The following is a 15,956-nucleotide window of genomic DNA, read 5'->3' as shown; positions in this document are numbered from 1 at the left end:
AAGTTTGTATTTCTTATATTGTTTTACTGCGAAATGGTTTGGCTTTTCTTTTTCTAATGCTTCAAACATATAGTCTACTGCATTTTTAAAATTTTCATCTTCTTCTCTTACCTCACTTGCATCTATCATAGCAAGTAGAGTTGTAAAGTTCTGTTCTTCTTTAGGAGCTTCATACCAGATATATCCTATAAGTGCTGTGTAATAGAGTTTTTCAGCTTTCACCCAAAAATCCTCAGTTGATTTTTCTCCTTCTCCCTTAGTATTTGCAATTATTGTTTGTACTAATTTCAAAATATCTTTTTCACTTTTCAAGTATGCAAAGGGATTATATCTCATGGATTTTTTAAAGTTTATTGTGTTTAGTATTTTTATCTCATATCCATTTCTTTCCAACATTTTTCCGCATTCTAGGACTAATGTTCCTTTTGGATCGGTTACTACATATGAAGAGTGCATTTGCATGAGATTTGGCTTTACAAAAAACCTTGTTTTACCACTACCAGAACCTCCAATTACCAATACATTTTTATTCCTAGCATATTTTGGATTTTTAGGTCTATTGTTCATGGTAAGTCTTTCAGTTTGAGTTAGTAGCACATTGTTTTCAAACTTCCTGTCAATGTATGGCTCAATGTCTTTCTCATTTCCCCATCTTGCCGACCCATATTCTCTGCCCTCTCTAAACTTTTTTGCTTTTTTCTTTTTCTGCATAAGGATTAACTTAATAACTACTGATAGAATTAGACCTGGTATCAGGTTTTTTATTTTTAATGATGGAATATAGTTTAAAGTATCTATTTGACTAAAAGCTACTAGAATTCTATCTATTATATCTCCTCCTATATAAGAGTTGACATGGCTTGCAAAGATATTTCCTATATAAAAAAATAAGAGGTAAGGAAGATTTTCTAATACAAATTTCTTCTTATCTCTTATCTTAAAAACATTTTTTATATCTTTTATTATTTCATTTAGTATTTTCGAATTAATCACTTCCTCTCCATAAAAAAGAGTAGATTTCTCTACCCATTAGTATTTTATTTATCTTTTTTATATCTTATTACTGGAACTTGTTTTATTTTTTTACCTATCTTTTTTCTTTCCAAGACAAACATCATATTTTCATTTCTTTTAAAATATCCTAGATCTTTATGATAGCTTATACCACACTTGCAATGTAATAGACCTATAAACTGTTGCTTCATCTTTGAGTTACATATGGGACATATTCTTTTATGTGTCATTTTAAACCACCATTATACTTATATTTTACTTTCAAAGGTATCTTTTTTAGTTTCTTTCCTAATGCTTCTGCTCTCATTTTTTATCTATAGATAAGAGAAATTCTTCTACTGGATGATTCCCATTTTCTTTTCCATAGTATTCAACAATAAAACTATTCATGCCTTCTCATCATATATATTATATATCCAAGTGCTTTTATTATAAACTTTGTTCCTGATGCTTATGTTTAACCTTATCTCTGTCAATAGTATCTTTGACTTTATCCTTGAAGTTATTAAGCCTTTCTATTAAAGATTTTCTTTTTCTTGACTTATCTTTAGTAAATTTCTGGACTGTCTTTTTAAAAGCTTGTTCCATTACTTTTATATCTTTTGCTTGAAAAAAGATAATGTTGTTTCCATTTTCTAAATCTTTCTTTATGGAAAATTTCACCCCATATCTTTTTAATTCTTTTTTCAATGCTTTTAAGTCTATGTCATTTAATTCTAAGGTTTCTACTTTACCTTTTTTTACAAGATCTTTTACTTTTACTTTTTTAAATTTTTCTAAGGGTCTTGACTGTTCTGTCTGTGCTTTATGTTTATTTATTTCTAATATTTTCTTCATCAAATTTATAACTTGCTTGGCTGTTACTATACTTGCTTTTTTTACTATGGCTATTGTTCTGCTATTTATATCATCATTTTGCATTCACTCACCTACTTTCATTCTTTTTTTAATATTTCATAGGCTAATTTTGATTTCTCCTTCATTTTTTCTATTCTTCTATTTTCTCCTGTAAATATAATGGGACTGCATATTTCAAGTATCCTTGAGTAAATTCTTTTATCCTTTATAGTTTCAGGATTAGTTAAAGCTGATATATTTAAGTTTGTTGTTATAATTAGAGGTTTCCCACTTCTATATCTACTATCTATTATGTTAAATATATGCTCAGCTGCAAAATCTGTATCTCTTTCCATTCCAAAATCATCAATAATTAATAATTTCTTATGATTTAGGTTATCTATATACTTACTTTTATCAATCTCAAAGTTAGTCATATCATTTAAAATTACTGAAAAATTTGTCATTTTGACTGATATTTCTTTTTCTAGTAAAGCATTTGCTATAGCACTTGCAAGATATGTTTTTCCACATCCCACATTCCCTGTGAGAATTAATCCTATATTATTTTCATATATTTCATCAAATTTTTCCACATAGTTTTTTGCTACTTTTTCATGCTCACTATCTTTGTCCATATTTTTAAAATTCCAATTTAATAGGATGGGATCAGAAAAACACTCTTTTTTTAAGTGTTCAATTTTTAAAAGCCTTTTATTTTCTTTTCTTTTTTCTTCCTCTAATTTTTGTCTTTCTTTTTTACATTGACATAAAATACCAACTTTTTTTATTTCTCCAAAGAAGTCTATTTCTTTTTCAATTGGTGTTTTACATTTTGCACAATATTTTAGTCCTGTTTCTTGATCTATATAACTCCTATTTTCTTCATCATTTGATGGACTATTTGTTTCTGCATTTTTTATTTTCTGTTCTAGGATTTCTTTTATTAATTCCATATACTCATCTCCTATCAAGTATTTAAAATTTCTCTCCAGATATCCTCATCGTTACTATAGTCATAGTTTTCTCTTTTCTGATTTTCCCTCTTTATGACTTCTATGTTTCTAATATTTTCATCTGCATTGTATAATAGAGTCAGTAGATAGGCATTAATGTTTCTAATATCCTTTGGAGCATTTTCTCTTAGGTATTTCAAAACATAGTCTATGTGTTTATAGTTAAGACTTAGAAATTTTTCTTTAAAATTTTCATTGGATATATGCCTCCCTCTTATTTTAATTTTTGTAAAGCTAGTTAAGGCTTTTACAAGTACATTTATCATTACATCTACTTGCTTCTTTTCTTCTATTCTTACTTTTTCAAAGGTTTCATAAGATATATTCTTTTTTATAGTTTCTTTTAATTCTTCCTCCTCCAAAGTCTTTTTTGATTTTTCTCCTAGCTTTTCTAAGGGGGATATGGGGGTGGTATTATTAAAATCAGTATTATTAGTTTCAGTATTATTAATATTAGTATTATTAGAGTCCTCTTTTGAAACTTCTTGAGGTTTGTTTTCTAAACTTCCTGAAGTTTGTTTTTTAAACTTCTTGAGGTTTGCTTTTGAAACTTCTGTAGTTTTATTATTTTCTGTGTAAATAAAGTTCTTTACATAAAGTAAATTTGGCTTTCCAAGTCCTAACCTCTTTTTTTCTAATAATCCTATCTCTTCAATTTCTTTCATTACTTTGACCGATTTATTTCTCCCCCAATTTAATACTTCCATAATTTCTTCTATGGTATAGATGATGTATACCTTGTTTTCTTCATCTAACCATTTATTCTTAATTGACAAGCTCATTCTATCGAGTAGAATTCCATAAAGAATTTTTGCTTCTACGGATAGTTTTTTAAAATTTAAGTCGGTAAATAAAGTTTTGGGAATCCTAAAAAATGAATATTGTTCTGCTTCATTACCATAATAATATTCAAATTTAACTATTTCTTTCATCATAACCCCCTTTCTTTTCATATAAAAAGAGACAGCTTTGATTTTGCTATCTCTTTTTCATCGTTTTAATCTATTTATTTTTATATTTAAATTGTTTTTATTCTTTCATTCACCTCTTCTATCCCTTCTATAATAAAATATCCTAGCACTGGTAAACCATAAGGACTAAAAAGATATGCTAGTATAATTGCCTCTATAGCAAGTGCTTTTTCTCCATGATAAACAGATCCCAAAAATCCCATAATAGCGATAAATGAAATCAGTTTAAAAAATATTGTACTGAGTCCTAATACAAACGTTAAAAATAGAGTGATGATACTCAACGCTATACTAATAGGAAACAATATGATTTTGAAAAAAACTCTAAATATTATCATATTCTCTTCAATCCTTATTACTTATGTTTTCTTTTCTTTTTTGTTAATTTAATAAAAAAGATGACAGACTTAATCCTAAATCGTCTTGTTTAAAAGTTTTGTGGAAGCCTTTAAACTTTGATTTTAATGGATTTATTGTATCTGTCATCATTATATCACTGTCCCCTGTACCACTCGCCCCGCTTATAATTACGTGGTCCTTGTTATGAATGACAAAAGAAGCTCCATGCAAAATTTCCTTATTTCCATAAGAAAAATTAACATCATCAAAGAAAATATCAGAATTTTCTACAGAGATTTCCTTATCACTTTTACCTTCATCAGATAATTCATCTTCCTCAAAAGCAAAGTCCTTAAGAATTCTTTCTCTGATTTTCCTAGTTGAAATTATATTGCCGTAGGAATCTGCAATTTCCTGCATTGGCCAAATTATAATGTTCATAAGACTTAGTAAGACCGGAAAATAAAAGGCTTCAATCTTGCCCCAATAAACAAAAAGAGCTGATAAGAGCATCAAGAAGGTCTGCAATATCATTGACGAGATATTTATCACTGATATCCTAGAGCTATTTAAAAACAAAGATTTTTCGTGGATTTTTTCGTTATCTTTTGTCCTCTGTCCGAATTTTCTAAGGAAATGACCCGTTTTGTTAAAGCTCAAAAGAGTTTTATAGCCATAAAAGCCATCATTTAGTATTTCATTATAAGAATTTAGGGACTTCATATATTTTTCATTCTCATTTGATGATATAGATGAAATAAATTTTGAAATTAGCATAACAATTATACCAAAGACAAAAATGATCATGGTTATTTCAATATTTATAGTAAAACCATAGCCCAAACACACCAAGAGTAGTACAAGGTTAGATATAATCCAGTCCACAGAAAAAAGATAATTTTCCTCGATAAATTTAAGATCGTTATTAAATAGGGATATGTAAGAGGCCTTGTCCTTGCTTTCAAAATAAACAGGGTCACGAGTCAAGATATTTTCCATGAGTTCTTTTTTGACCCTTACATTCCACAAATAAGAAATCCTTGCCTTTAACCTAGACCTAGATAACCTTAATGTAAAAAAAACCACTGACCAAAGGATAAAAAATATTACAGTTGACTTGATCAATGCTCCTTCCTTGTAAGAAACAATCCTAGAAAATCTTTCAATTAATCTAGTCATAAAATATTGTTCCATGTTACTAGCTAAGGAAAGAAGGATAAAGCCAAGGAAAATCCAGTTGAGCCTTATAAATTTAAAATTTTGTTTGCTATATTTCTCTTTCATAAAATCTGCCTTCTTCTCTTAATAATTCATTATTTTCAGCTTATACCATATTAAATTTTTTGTCAAAGGCGGATGTGCCTTTGGGATTAATTGAATTCTATTTTCATTATGTAAAAAAACTAGAACTAAAAGAAGTCCTAGCTTATTTATCCTAAGATATTATTAATATTTTTATTTACCATCATATTTAGTTCAGTATTAAGATTGTTTTTTAATAAAACCTTAGTTACCAATAAGGCTTCCTCATAATTTTTATTTGCCCTATATGCTGCAAGAAAATTTATGAAATGTAAATAAAGTAAGCCATCAATAGATGAATTATTTCTAGAATATTCTATCCCTTCATTAGATATTTTCAGAGCATCTCTGTAATTTTTATTTATTACATATAAATTCGACAAATTATTATAGGCTAATAATTTTATCATTTCATCATCTTGGTTTTTACATCTCTCAAATATTTCTAACCTATCAATATTTTTAAAAGATTTAAAGTCACTTGCTATATTTAACAAGATACGCAATTCCACCGGAGAAAAATCTAATTTAGAAAAATTCTCTCTCTTAATTTTATTTCCACTTAGGTCTTCAAAATTATCTCTCAAGGTTTCATCATTTATTTCAGAATTTAGGTATTTGATAAATAATTCCAAGAGGTCTAGCTCATATCTTTTGGCTTCAAGGTCTTTGACACTTTTTATTAACTTGATTTTTTCTAAAAGATTTATTCTTATTTCCCTAGGCAAAAATATGGCATTTATATCCAGCATGCTTTTTATATCTTCTAAAATACATAAATTTCCATAAAGGTATTTCTTGTACAAGCTAAGAATGTCTATATCATAGACCTTGGATAATTCTACCAAACTATCCACAGAAGCAGATTCAATCTCCCCTCTTTCAAGCCTGCCAACAGTCCTTTGGCTAAGGCTAGACAAATCAGCCACATCAGCCTGTCTAAGTCCCTTAATTTCTCTAATCTCTATTAATTTTTTCCCAAATTCTTTTCTTGAATTAATCATTTTAGCCTCTTAATCGAAATTCTTATTAATTATGATATCATAAATAAAAATGTATTCAAAGGCAAAATGAACTTCTATTCTCAGTTTTATTTAATAATTATGGTAAATGCTTCCAATGAAAAAGGGCTCTTGTTGTATAACAAAAGTCCTTTCTTTTTTTAGTAATTTGTTTTTTCTTTAACTTTAGCAGCCTTACCTTGACGGTCTCTTAGGTAGCTTAGTTTAGCTCTTCTTACCTTACCACGTCTGGTTACTACTAATTTTTCTATTCTTGGGTTGTGGTATAGGAAAGTTCTTTCTACACCTACACCGTAAGAAATTCTTCTTAGAGTAAAGGTCTTGCCTACTCCACCTTCGCTGATGTAGATTACAGTTCCTTCAAAGTCTTGAAGTCTTGTCTTGTCGCCTTCTTTGATTCTGTAGCTTACTCTTACTGTATCACCTACATTAAAGTCAAAGTTATCTTTACGTAGGTTTTCACTTTCTATTTTTTTGATTAATTCCATCTTTGCTCTCCTCTCGTAAGTACTTTTCGTATAAGTCTGGTCTTACTCTTTTTGTTTTTTCTATTGCATTTTTCTTATTCCAAGCTGCGATTTTTTTATGGTCTCCACTTACAAGTTCTTGGGGTACGTGGTAACCATTAAATACTCTTGGCTTGGTGTATTCATCTTGTTGCAACAATATATTATAGTGAGAATCTGTTGTTAATGACTCTTCTTTGCCTACAACCCCGTCTATGAATCTTGCCATGGAGTCTATTAGGACCATGGCTGGGATTTCCCCACCTGTTAGGACATAGTCGCCTATGGATATTTCATAGTCTACATAGTGGTTGGTTATTCTTGCGTCGATACCTTCATAATGACCGCATATTATTATCAAGTGTTCAATACTCGCAAAGTCGATTGCTAACTTCTGATCTAAAACTTTTCCTGTAGCCGACATAAAGGCTACTTTTGACTTGGCTGTTTTGACTGATAATAGGGCGTCATATATTACTTGAGGTCTGATTAGCATGCCGGCTGCCCCGCCGTATACTGTATCGTCGACGTGATTGTGCTTGTTGTTTGCAAAATCTCTCATGTCCACTATTTCGAGTTCTAGTTTTTTATTTTCGATTGCCCTGCCTATTACTCCATAAGTCCCTAAAAATTCGAAGGATTCAGGAAACAAGGTCAGGAGTGTTACCTTATTCATAGTCACTAAAATTTTCTACTTCAATTATTTTTTCTTCAGTATCAATTTTTTTGATTGTATTTTTGATAGCTGGAAGCAATACTTCGCTCCTATCAGTTTTTATAACGTATACGTCATTGGGATATACACCTGTGATTACATCTACAATTTCACCTACTTTTTGCCCATTTGAGATGACTTTTAGACCCATTAGATCTTTTATGTAGACTTCATCTTCAGCTAGTTTGCCCAAATCTTTTTCGTCTATTGTTAAATCTTTGCCCACGAATTTAAGGATATCGTTGATATTATCATATTCTTCAAAGCCTAAGACTAGCATAGCTTTTTGCTTGTAAGCTCTTTTTATGGTGACTATTTCGTCATCAATAAAAAGTTTTGCTCCGATTTTAAATCTATCTTCATTGTCGCTTAGACTTTTTACTTTTACTTCTCCCCTTATTCCTTGGGTTTTTACAATCTCTCCTACTGAGATTCTCATATTTTTATGTTTACCTTAACATTTTCCTTTATAGCTGCACTTCTTGCGATAGTTCTAATGGAGTTTATGATATTGCCTCTTACTCCTATTACCCTACCCTTATCTTCTTCAGCAACTTTGATTAAGATGTTAACCTCGCTGCCTTCGCGATTTTCTAGAATTTCTACAGCTTCTTTGTCTGTTACTAATTCTTTAACGATTAATTCTACTAATTCTTTCATAATTATGCTAATACATCATTGTCTTTGAATAGCTTTTCTACAATAGATGTTGGTTGAGCACCGTTTTTAATCCATTGTTTAGCTTTTTCGTTGTCAACTCTAAATACTTTTGGTTCAGAAACTGGGTTGTAATAACCGATTTCTTCAATAAATCTACCATCTCTAGCTCTTCTAGAGTCTGCTACTACCACTCTGTAGAATGGTTTTTTCTTTTGTCCTAATCTTTTTAATCTAATTTTTACTGCCATTTTTTCCTCCTTATTTTTTAAAAGAAAGGCATCTTTGGAAAGCCTCTGCCTCTTTTTCCTTTTTTCTGTAGTCCGCCCATTTTTTTCATCATTTTTTTAAGCTCTTTAAATTGTTTTAATAGCTTATTAAGTTCGCGAACATCTACTCCAGAACCGTTTGAAATCCTGGTTTTTCTGCTGTTACCAATAATTTCAGGCTTGTCTCTTTCTTCCTTAGTCATCGAATTAATTAGGGCTTCAATCTTATCAAAGCCGGCATCATCCACATTGACACCCTTGAGCATTTTTGAATTTACACCCGGTATCATAGCTAGCAAGTCTTCAAGAGGTCCCATATTTCTAATCTGTTGGATTTGTTCCATAAAATCATCCAGACTATAGGTTTGCTCCCTCATCTTTGCTTCTAATTTTTTAGCATTCTCTAAGGAAAATTGCTCTTCAGCCTTCTCTATTAGCGAAAGTACATCACCCATTCCAAGGATCCTACTTGCCATCCTGTCTGGATAGAAAGGCTCTAAATCGTCAAGTTTTTCACCTACACCTATAAATTTGATAGGCTTACCTACGACTTGTCTAATTGAAAGTGCAGCTCCGCCTCTTGCATCACCATCTAGCTTTGTGAGTATTACCCCAGTTATGTCTAGGTAGTCATCAAAGGATTTTGCCACATTTACTGCTTCTTGACCAGTCATAGCATCCACAACCAAAAGGATTTCGTCAGGTTTTACTACTTCTTTGATAGCCTTAAGCTCATCCATTAGGTCAGTATCTATCTGAAGCCTACCTGCTGTATCGAGGATTACTGTATCATAATTATTGATTCTTGCGTAATCCTTAGCCTCTTTGGCAATTTTTACAGGATCTTCCTTACCCTTCTCAAATACAAAGGTATTTGCTTGCTTACCTACGACCTTTAATTGTTCAATGGCTGCAGGTCTATAGATATCAAGGGCTGCTAGCATAGGATTTCTATTTTCCTTTTGTAGCATTTTTACAAGTTTACCAGAATGAGTAGTTTTACCAGAACCTTGAAGACCTACCATCATCACCATATGTGGTGTACCACCTCTTAAAGCAAGTTTTGAGTTTTCCTTGCCCATAAGGCTGGTCAATTCTTCGTTTACGATTTTAACTACCATCTGTCCTGGAGAAAGTGAATTCATCACTTCAGTGCCGAGTGATCTTTCCTTAATAGTCTTGACAAAGTCTTTTACAACCTTGTAATTAACATCCGCCTCAAGAAGTGATAGTCTTATCTCTCTCATTGCGTTGTCAATATCTTTTTCGTTTAATTTTCCTTTTCCCGTTAGTTTTCCAAGGGCTTCTTGGAGTCTATCCGAAAGGCTCTCAAAAACCATATTTGCTCCTAAATCTGTTCAATAATTTCTGTTAATCTTTCAATTGCTTCTTTATTATTTGAACTTTCAATCAGCTCTCTTATTTCAAAAAGAGAAGCCTTAAGTTCAGTCTTGCTTTTTAGTAAAGAAAGCTCATTTTCAAACTCAAATAATTTATCCACACTCCTATTAATCATATCTGAAATTGCCTGTTTGCTCTTACCGTCACTGTCAGCAATCTCCTGAAGGGATAAATCTTCGTTGTAATAGCAATTTATAACATCTCTTTGTTTGTCATTTAGAAGTGGGCCATACATGTCGTATAGCTGGGCTATTTTTACTATTTTCTCCATCATATCACCTGTCAATATTTTTACTTGACTTCTGTATTATACACGCCTTGCCTAAGCATGTCAAGAATTTTTCTTGACCCCAAAATATTTTTTGTGCTAATAGTTATGAAATAAAAATTTTTCCATAAAAAAGAGCAGCTAAGAATAACTGCCCCTATTTTTTATGGAAGATTGAAAAATGGATTTGATTTTTCTTCTTTATTTTCCAAAGATTTGTTTGGTGTTGCTGACTTATATTCATCTACATTTGATGAGTCAACTGTAAATTTAAAGTCAACTTCTTTTTCCTTTCCATCTCTTTCAATTGTTAATTTAACTGTATCACCAAGGTTATAAGCTAGGAGTAATTTCTTTAAGGCTCCCATATCCTTAACAGGTTTTCCGTCGATTGCTGTAATTACATCGCCTTCCTTTATAGCTTTTTCATCAGTAAAGACGCTTACTACATAAATACCACTCTTTGCCTTAATGTTATCTTTTAGGTATTGTAATTGCCTTAGGTAGTCCAAAGATTGACCGGTTATGCCAAGGTAAACTGAGTCAAATTTTCCATTTTCTCTTATCTTTTCTATAACTGGTTTGACAGTATTAATTGGAATAGCAAAACCAATTCCATCGCTATTACCAGCCTTGGCAGTGTTTATACCAATTAGCTCACCCTTTGAGTTTAATAGGGCTCCACCAGAGTTACCTGAGTTGATGGCTGCATCAGTTTGCATCAAACCATCCATCTGTACACCAGTATTAAAGGAAACAGACCTATTAAGACCTGAAATAATACCAGATGTTACTGTAGATTGGAGTTGGAAACCAAGAGGATTACCAATAGCTACAACCCTATCACCAACACCCATCTTATCAGAATCACCAAGGTCAATTGCCTTTAAATTTTTGTTATTTTTATCAACCTTAATTATAGCAAGATCCAATGATGCATCGTTCCAAACTAATTTAGCTGGAGCTGTTTCTCCATTGTTAAATAAGACATTAATCTCCTTAGCTTCACCATCACTAACAACGTGGGAATTTGTCACAATGTAGCCATCTTCACTTACTATAGATCCTGAACCAATTCCTTCAACATAGCCTGATTGAGGGCCAAAGAATGATTGTCTAGTCACCTTGGAAACTGTATTGATACCAACGACAGAATCAATTGACTTTTTAACCACAACTGACTCCATAGACTCATTTTCTTTAACTTCTATTGGCTTGGTATTTTCTTGCCTTGTTTCTATTTGACTTGTATTTTTACTTACTTCTTTATTGTTTGAATTAACACCTGCTAGTAGGAAATATACTATAAATCCACCAACAATAGCGCCAATTAAAGCAGCAGCAAAAGATGAAAATCTTCCACTATCTTTTTTATAACTTCTATTATTCATATTCTCCTCCTATAAAATAATATATACCCTTTTTGTGGACAAACAATGGAAAAATAATTAAGTTCATATAAAGTCTACAAAAAAACTGATTCCCCACTTATATATAATAAGTTAAGGAACCAGTCCATAAATTAAAGTTTTATTTTTTCTAAAACTGCTTCAGATCTCTTGATGATATCATCAGCTTTTTTGATTAAATTATCTAGTTTATCCCTTACAGGTGCGACAGTCTTAGGAGCAATTGCAATTAGATTTTCTGCTGATTTTTTAGCAGTTTTATTGGCTTCGATAGATTTTTTTAGCTCTTCAATTTGCTCTTCCTTGGTTAGTGGCTTATGGTTAGTTTCTTTTTTCTCAATATTCTTAACTACTTTTTTCTCAACATTCTTAACTACTTTTTTACCCTTATTCCTAGAATTGTTTAATTTTTGAGCTTCACTAACGATCTCTTTCATATATGACTCATCGTCAGTTCCATTAATTCTATCAATATACTTTTTAGCTTCCTCGCTTGTTAGGTTTGAAAAAGAATCTATTTTAGGTAAATATTTATTCCTTGTTGCATATAGTTTATTATCTTCTTCATTATCAAATTGTAGAGGATCTCCAAAGTTACTAGCATCACCTTCTAGTTGATAATAAAAATAATCTAAAAAATATGTTATTTCATAGGTATCCATCTTTGGATTTTTTTCTTTTGCTTTTTTAGCAGCATCCTTTACTGCTTCCATTGATCTAAAAGGACCAACTATATCTCCATAAATTTTACCATCCTCAATACTGTAATAAGCGTAGGCCTCATTTCTTGTGCCAGCAATTAAACCAGTAAATACAGTAGCAAAAATTAAAACAGTTGCAAATTTCTTTTTGATTATCATATAAAACTCCTTTTTTCTATAATATACTTTACTAGGTTAATTAATTCAATAATAAAGCATAGTATAAAACATTTGGTAACTAGGCTAGAACCAATTAAATTAGATAAAATATTTCTTCCTTCAATTTCTTATTTTACCTTATCAATATAGGCCCCGTAACCTTCTTCCTCCATCTTGTCCAGAGGAATAAATCTCAAAGCTGCCCCATTTATGCAATACCTTGCCCCACCCTTTTCCTTTGGTCCGTCATTAAATACATGGCCTAAGTGAGAATCTCCTTTTTTGCTCCTTACTTCCACTCTTTCCATGCCACGTGTATTATCAGTCTTATAATTAATACCCGCATCAATTGGCTTAGTAAAAGAAGGCCAACCACAGCCTGCATCGTACTTATCACTTGAGGAAAAAAGTGGCTCTCCAGATACGACATCGACATAAATACCTGGTTCGTAAAAATCATCATATTTTGATGAAAAAGCCCTCTCAGTTTCATTTTCCTGCGTAACCTTATACTCTTCTTTTGTTAATTTTTTCTTAAGTTCCTTCTTGTTTTTATCGATTTTTCTTGTTTCTAAGGGTTTTTCAGCTAGAGAAATATTGATATGGCAATAACCTCCTGGATTCTTATCTAAATAGTCTTGGTTATACTCTTCTGCCAAAACAAAATTTTTCAATGGTTCGACTTCGACTGCAATTTTATCCTTATGTTTTTCTTGCACTTGTCTAATAATCTCATCAATAACAAGTTTGTCATTTTCATTTGTGTAATAAATTCCAGTCCTATATTGCCTTCCAGCATCATTACCTTGCTTATTTACAGATGTTGGATCTATGATCCTAAAATAATACTCTATTATATCTTGTAAAGATACCTTATCTTGATCATAGCTAATCTTGACAGTCTCACTATGGTCAGTTTTGCTGATTTTTTCATAGGATGTCTCATCTGTTTTTCCATTAGCATAGCCAACTATAGTATCAAGGACACCTGGGATTTTCTTAAAATATCCCTCAACACCCCAAAAACATCCACCAGCTAAGTATATTTCCCCCTTATTTTTAACACTTGATAGATTACTCACACCAGTTTCTGTCTTTTGTATAATAGAAGGCTTACTATAGTTGTTTATAATTAATTTAAAACCTATAATGAACAATATTAAAAACAATATTGAAATTAACAATTTTTTCGTTTTCATTTTTTTACCTCTTTACATTTTTAGGTGATTTTACCTCATTAAAGGGAATAATCTAGAAAATTTCTATTAAATTTACATAAGGTCTAATTACATATAATCATTTTTAATAAATAAGATGATAGGGGTAAAAATTTATTCTAATGCTACAAATTGTCTAATAAAAAATAAAATAAAAAAAAGAAAGCCCAAACAAAGCTTTCTATAATTAATGGCGCGTCATTGAAGATTCGAACTCCAGGCCTTCTGGTCCGTAGCCAGACGCTCTATCCAGCTGAGCTAATGACGCATAAAGATTAATTACCTTATTAGTATATCTTATTTTTATAAACTAGTCAAATAAGACCAATGATATTAAATTAAAAAAGCTTGCTAAGCAAGCTAAAAATGGAGCGGATGACGAGATTCGAACTCGCGACCCTCGCCTTGGCAAGGCGATGCTCTACCACTGAGCCACATCCGCATATCGAGCTATAGCTCGAAAGCTAAACAAATATAAAGATTGTGGAGCTGATGATAGGAATTGAACCCACAACCTACTGATTACAAGTCAGTTGCTCTACCAATTGAGCTACATCAGCCCGAAAAAGGTTAATTAGAAAGGAGAAAAAATCCTTTCTTATTTTAAGCAAAATCCCAATTGCTTAAAAAACAAAAATCTATTGGCGACCTGGATGAAAATCGAACCCAGTCCCTTGTAGGGTTTCAAATCGTAAGATTTGAAATCTTCGCGACGAACGTAGTGAGTCCGAAGAACTCTCCGCCGTAACGGCGGACCTAGAACGAAGTCACATCTAGATTATTATTTAGATTGGCGACCTGGATGGGAATCGAACCCACGACCTCCGCCGTGACAGGGCGGCATTCTAACCAGCTGAACTACCAGGCCATAATCAAGGATTAAATAATCCCCAAAAAATATATTAATTATAAATGGTGGAAGTAACAGGGCTCGAACCTGTGACCCCCTGCTTGTAAGGCAGATGCTCTCCCAACTGAGCTATACTTCCATAAACTCGCAACTTGCGAGAAATGCCAATAGGCTAACTGGTGACCCTACCGGGATTCGAACCCGGGATACCACCGTGAAAGGGTGGTGTCTTAACCGCTTGACCATAGGGCCTAATTTAAAATGTTTCTTGATATTATATTTTACAATTCATAATGTTTAAGCTTCGCTTAAAGTGTCTTTGTCGACTTCGTCGACATCTGACCTACCAGCAATTTGCTCCGCAAATTGGGTTAGGATCATAAACCATTTGGCCATAGGGCCTAAATTCTAATATTATATATTAAGATTTTTCAACAAATTAATACCATAGGCTATATAGTCTATGGTCAATTTGGTGACTCCACCGGGATTCGAACCCGGGAAACCAGCGTGAGAGGCTGGTGTCTTAACCGCTTGACCATGGAGCCATATAGCTCCTAGGAAAAATAAGCTAAGAGCTTATAAAAAAATGGTAGCGAAGAAGAGACTTGAACTCTTGACACTCCGGGTATGAACCGAATGCTCTAGCCAACTGAGCTACTTCGCCATAATAAAAATAAAAAATTGGTTGCGGGAGCAGGATTTGAACCTACGACCTCCGGGTTATGAGCCCGACGAGCTACCAAACTGCTCTATCCCGCGACAATCGCTTTTCTTGGCGCTCAGGGTGGGACTCGAACCCACAACCTACCGGTTAACAGCCGGGTGCTCCACCATTGAGCTACCTAAGCATAAAGCTAGATAGAATAATTCTAGGAAAACCTAGAATTTACCATAAAACTTATTTTGTTTTAACTATGAGTTTACTGGCAACCTAAATCATAGGTTGGTAAAATCATACAAGGTTTCCCGACCTCTACTATCTCGTAGACACTTTAGGGAAGTCTTTTTATTTGTCGATTTCCCACTCTACCAAACGGTAGAGCGACCTCTACTATCTCGTTACAAGGTTATGGAAATCTTAAGTTATTTGGCGACTTCCTACTCTACCACACGGTTGCCCGAGCAGTACCATCGGCGTTATAAGGCTTAACTTCTGTGTTCGGTATGGGAACAGGTGTATCCCTTATGCAATCATCACCATATAATGACCTAACCTATTATCTTGTTAGGTGTTTAGCGAAACCTTTAAAATGTCTAAATAGCACACATTGATTTCTCAATGTGCCTCGACTTTATCGAG

At 32.5% G+C, this 15,956-nt stretch carries 17 protein-coding genes, 10 tRNA genes and 1 rRNA gene; all 28 read right to left on the bottom strand.

What is annotated here, in order from left to right:
* On the bottom strand, positions 1-993 hold a 993-nt coding region (locus HMPREF0072_RS09095), incomplete at its 3' end, for a type IV secretory system conjugative DNA transfer family protein (RefSeq protein ID WP_004829711.1).
* A gap of 450 nt (positions 994-1,443) precedes the next feature.
* Positions 1,444-1,935: a PcfB family protein gene (locus HMPREF0072_RS09085; RefSeq protein ID WP_004829707.1), complete on the bottom strand. Its 492-nt coding sequence runs from the start codon at positions 1,933-1,935 to the stop codon at positions 1,444-1,446.
* Positions 1,936-1,949: 14 nt separating this feature from the next.
* Positions 1,950-2,807 (bottom strand): ATP-binding protein, encoded by an 858-nt coding sequence (locus HMPREF0072_RS09080; RefSeq protein ID WP_050755278.1) that lies wholly within the window; start codon positions 2,805-2,807, stop codon positions 1,950-1,952.
* A gap of 14 nt (positions 2,808-2,821) precedes the next feature.
* Complete coding sequence (locus HMPREF0072_RS09075; RefSeq protein WP_039931393.1) at positions 2,822-3,799, bottom strand: replication initiator protein A; 978 nt, start codon at positions 3,797-3,799, stop codon at positions 2,822-2,824.
* Between the two features lie 86 nt (positions 3,800-3,885).
* Entirely contained in the window at positions 3,886-4,176 is a 291-nt protein-coding gene (locus HMPREF0072_RS09070; protein ID WP_004829699.1) for a CD1845 family protein, read from the bottom strand.
* Positions 4,177-4,219: 43 nt separating this feature from the next.
* Complete coding sequence (locus HMPREF0072_RS11400) at positions 4,220-5,461, bottom strand: ABC transporter transmembrane domain-containing protein (RefSeq protein WP_004829697.1); 1,242 nt, start codon at positions 5,459-5,461, stop codon at positions 4,220-4,222.
* Positions 5,462-5,607: 146 nt separating this feature from the next.
* Positions 5,608-6,483, bottom strand: a complete 876-nt coding sequence (locus HMPREF0072_RS09060; protein WP_004829695.1) for a helix-turn-helix domain-containing protein — start codon at positions 6,481-6,483, stop codon at positions 5,608-5,610.
* A gap of 158 nt (positions 6,484-6,641) precedes the next feature.
* Positions 6,642-6,989, bottom strand: coding sequence for a 50S ribosomal protein L19 (rplS, locus tag HMPREF0072_RS09055; RefSeq protein WP_004829693.1), 348 nt, complete (start codon positions 6,987-6,989; stop codon positions 6,642-6,644).
* Entirely contained in the window at positions 6,961-7,683 is a 723-nt protein-coding gene (trmD, locus tag HMPREF0072_RS09050; RefSeq protein ID WP_004829690.1) for a tRNA (guanosine(37)-N1)-methyltransferase TrmD, read from the bottom strand. Before trmD ends, rplS begins: the two co-directional genes overlap by 29 nt.
* Positions 7,676-8,161, bottom strand: coding sequence for a ribosome maturation factor RimM (gene rimM / locus HMPREF0072_RS09045; RefSeq protein WP_004829688.1), 486 nt, complete (start codon positions 8,159-8,161; stop codon positions 7,676-7,678). Before rimM ends, trmD begins: the two co-directional genes overlap by 8 nt.
* Entirely contained in the window at positions 8,158-8,382 is a 225-nt protein-coding gene (locus tag HMPREF0072_RS09040; protein WP_004829685.1) for a KH domain-containing protein, read from the bottom strand. Before HMPREF0072_RS09040 ends, rimM begins: the two co-directional genes overlap by 4 nt.
* 2 nt (positions 8,383-8,384) lie before the next feature.
* Positions 8,385-8,630, bottom strand: a complete 246-nt coding sequence (rpsP, locus tag HMPREF0072_RS09035) for a 30S ribosomal protein S16 (protein WP_004829684.1) — start codon at positions 8,628-8,630, stop codon at positions 8,385-8,387.
* 17 nt (positions 8,631-8,647) lie between these two features.
* Entirely contained in the window at positions 8,648-9,988 is a 1,341-nt protein-coding gene (gene ffh / locus HMPREF0072_RS09030; RefSeq protein WP_004829681.1) for a signal recognition particle protein, read from the bottom strand.
* Positions 9,989-9,996: 8 nt separating this feature from the next.
* Positions 9,997-10,320, bottom strand: a complete 324-nt coding sequence (gene ylxM, locus HMPREF0072_RS09025) for a YlxM family DNA-binding protein (RefSeq protein ID WP_004829679.1) — start codon at positions 10,318-10,320, stop codon at positions 9,997-9,999.
* Positions 10,321-10,481: 161 nt separating this feature from the next.
* Positions 10,482-11,708 (bottom strand): S1C family serine protease, encoded by a 1,227-nt coding sequence (locus HMPREF0072_RS09020; protein ID WP_004829676.1) that lies wholly within the window; start codon positions 11,706-11,708, stop codon positions 10,482-10,484.
* Positions 11,709-11,839: 131 nt separating this feature from the next.
* The gene (locus tag HMPREF0072_RS09015) at positions 11,840-12,586 is read right to left on the bottom strand and encodes a GA module-containing protein (protein ID WP_004829674.1); all 747 of its coding nucleotides are present in this window, start codon (positions 12,584-12,586) and stop codon (positions 11,840-11,842) included.
* Positions 12,587-12,714: 128 nt separating this feature from the next.
* A complete protein-coding gene (gene msrB, locus HMPREF0072_RS09010; RefSeq protein WP_004829672.1) occupies positions 12,715-13,785 on the bottom strand; it encodes a peptide-methionine (R)-S-oxide reductase MsrB in 1,071 nt (356 codons plus the stop codon).
* A 209-nt stretch (positions 13,786-13,994) separates the two neighbouring features.
* Positions 13,995-14,071: transfer RNA gene (locus HMPREF0072_RS09005), tRNA-Arg, on the bottom strand.
* A gap of 99 nt (positions 14,072-14,170) precedes the next feature.
* Positions 14,171-14,245 (bottom strand) — tRNA-Gly (locus HMPREF0072_RS09000).
* Positions 14,246-14,287: 42 nt separating this feature from the next.
* Positions 14,288-14,363: transfer RNA gene (locus tag HMPREF0072_RS08995), tRNA-Thr, on the bottom strand.
* Between the two features lie 231 nt (positions 14,364-14,594).
* Positions 14,595-14,671, bottom strand: a tRNA-Asp gene (locus tag HMPREF0072_RS08990).
* Positions 14,672-14,716: 45 nt separating this feature from the next.
* Positions 14,717-14,792, bottom strand: a tRNA-Val gene (locus tag HMPREF0072_RS08985).
* A 38-nt stretch (positions 14,793-14,830) separates the two neighbouring features.
* A tRNA-Glu gene (locus HMPREF0072_RS08980) sits at positions 14,831-14,905 on the bottom strand.
* 221 nt (positions 14,906-15,126) lie between these two features.
* Positions 15,127-15,201: transfer RNA gene (locus HMPREF0072_RS08975), tRNA-Glu, on the bottom strand.
* A gap of 42 nt (positions 15,202-15,243) precedes the next feature.
* A tRNA-Met gene (locus tag HMPREF0072_RS08970) sits at positions 15,244-15,320 on the bottom strand.
* 18 nt (positions 15,321-15,338) lie between these two features.
* Positions 15,339-15,415 (bottom strand) — tRNA-Met (locus tag HMPREF0072_RS08965).
* Positions 15,416-15,429: 14 nt separating this feature from the next.
* A tRNA-Asn gene (locus tag HMPREF0072_RS08960) sits at positions 15,430-15,504 on the bottom strand.
* 237 nt (positions 15,505-15,741) lie between these two features.
* Positions 15,742-15,858: ribosomal RNA gene (gene rrf / locus HMPREF0072_RS08955) — 5S ribosomal RNA — on the bottom strand.
* Positions 15,859-15,956 lie beyond the last annotated feature (98 nt).

This window comes from Anaerococcus lactolyticus ATCC 51172, from assembly GCF_000156575.1.
Lineage (GTDB): Bacteria > Bacillota > Clostridia > Tissierellales > Peptoniphilaceae > Anaerococcus > Anaerococcus lactolyticus.
Note: the sequence above shows the minus strand (reverse complement) of the source record. Positions and strands in the feature narration are given on the sequence as shown.

What these genes read in the sequence shown, in the direction of transcription:
- HMPREF0072_RS09085 (WP_004829707.1), bottom strand. Translation starts at nt 1,935, where the DNA reads ATGCAAAATGATGATATAAATAGCAGAACAATAGCCATAGTAAAAAAA.
- HMPREF0072_RS09080 (WP_050755278.1), bottom strand. Translation starts at nt 2,807, where the DNA reads ATGGAATTAATAAAAGAAATCCTAGAACAGAAAATAAAAAATGCAGAA.
- HMPREF0072_RS09075 (WP_039931393.1), bottom strand. Translation starts at nt 3,799, where the DNA reads ATGAAAGAAATAGTTAAATTTGAATATTATTATGGTAATGAAGCAGAA.
- HMPREF0072_RS09070 (WP_004829699.1), bottom strand. Translation starts at nt 4,176, where the DNA reads ATGATAATATTTAGAGTTTTTTTCAAAATCATATTGTTTCCTATTAGT.
- HMPREF0072_RS11400 (WP_004829697.1), bottom strand. Translation starts at nt 5,461, where the DNA reads ATGAAAGAGAAATATAGCAAACAAAATTTTAAATTTATAAGGCTCAAC.
- HMPREF0072_RS09060 (WP_004829695.1), bottom strand. Translation starts at nt 6,483, where the DNA reads ATGATTAATTCAAGAAAAGAATTTGGGAAAAAATTAATAGAGATTAGA.
- rplS (WP_004829693.1), bottom strand. Translation starts at nt 6,989, where the DNA reads ATGGAATTAATCAAAAAAATAGAAAGTGAAAACCTACGTAAAGATAAC.
- trmD (WP_004829690.1), bottom strand. Translation starts at nt 7,683, where the DNA reads ATGAATAAGGTAACACTCCTGACCTTGTTTCCTGAATCCTTCGAATTT.
- rimM (WP_004829688.1), bottom strand. Translation starts at nt 8,161, where the DNA reads ATGAGAATCTCAGTAGGAGAGATTGTAAAAACCCAAGGAATAAGGGGA.
- HMPREF0072_RS09040 (WP_004829685.1), bottom strand. Translation starts at nt 8,382, where the DNA reads ATGAAAGAATTAGTAGAATTAATCGTTAAAGAATTAGTAACAGACAAA.
- rpsP (WP_004829684.1), bottom strand. Translation starts at nt 8,630, where the DNA reads ATGGCAGTAAAAATTAGATTAAAAAGATTAGGACAAAAGAAAAAACCA.
- ffh (WP_004829681.1), bottom strand. Translation starts at nt 9,988, where the DNA reads ATGGTTTTTGAGAGCCTTTCGGATAGACTCCAAGAAGCCCTTGGAAAA.
- ylxM (WP_004829679.1), bottom strand. Translation starts at nt 10,320, where the DNA reads ATGGAGAAAATAGTAAAAATAGCCCAGCTATACGACATGTATGGCCCA.
- HMPREF0072_RS09020 (WP_004829676.1), bottom strand. Translation starts at nt 11,708, where the DNA reads ATGAATAATAGAAGTTATAAAAAAGATAGTGGAAGATTTTCATCTTTT.
- HMPREF0072_RS09015 (WP_004829674.1), bottom strand. Translation starts at nt 12,586, where the DNA reads ATGATAATCAAAAAGAAATTTGCAACTGTTTTAATTTTTGCTACTGTA.
- msrB (WP_004829672.1), bottom strand. Translation starts at nt 13,785, where the DNA reads ATGAAAACGAAAAAATTGTTAATTTCAATATTGTTTTTAATATTGTTC.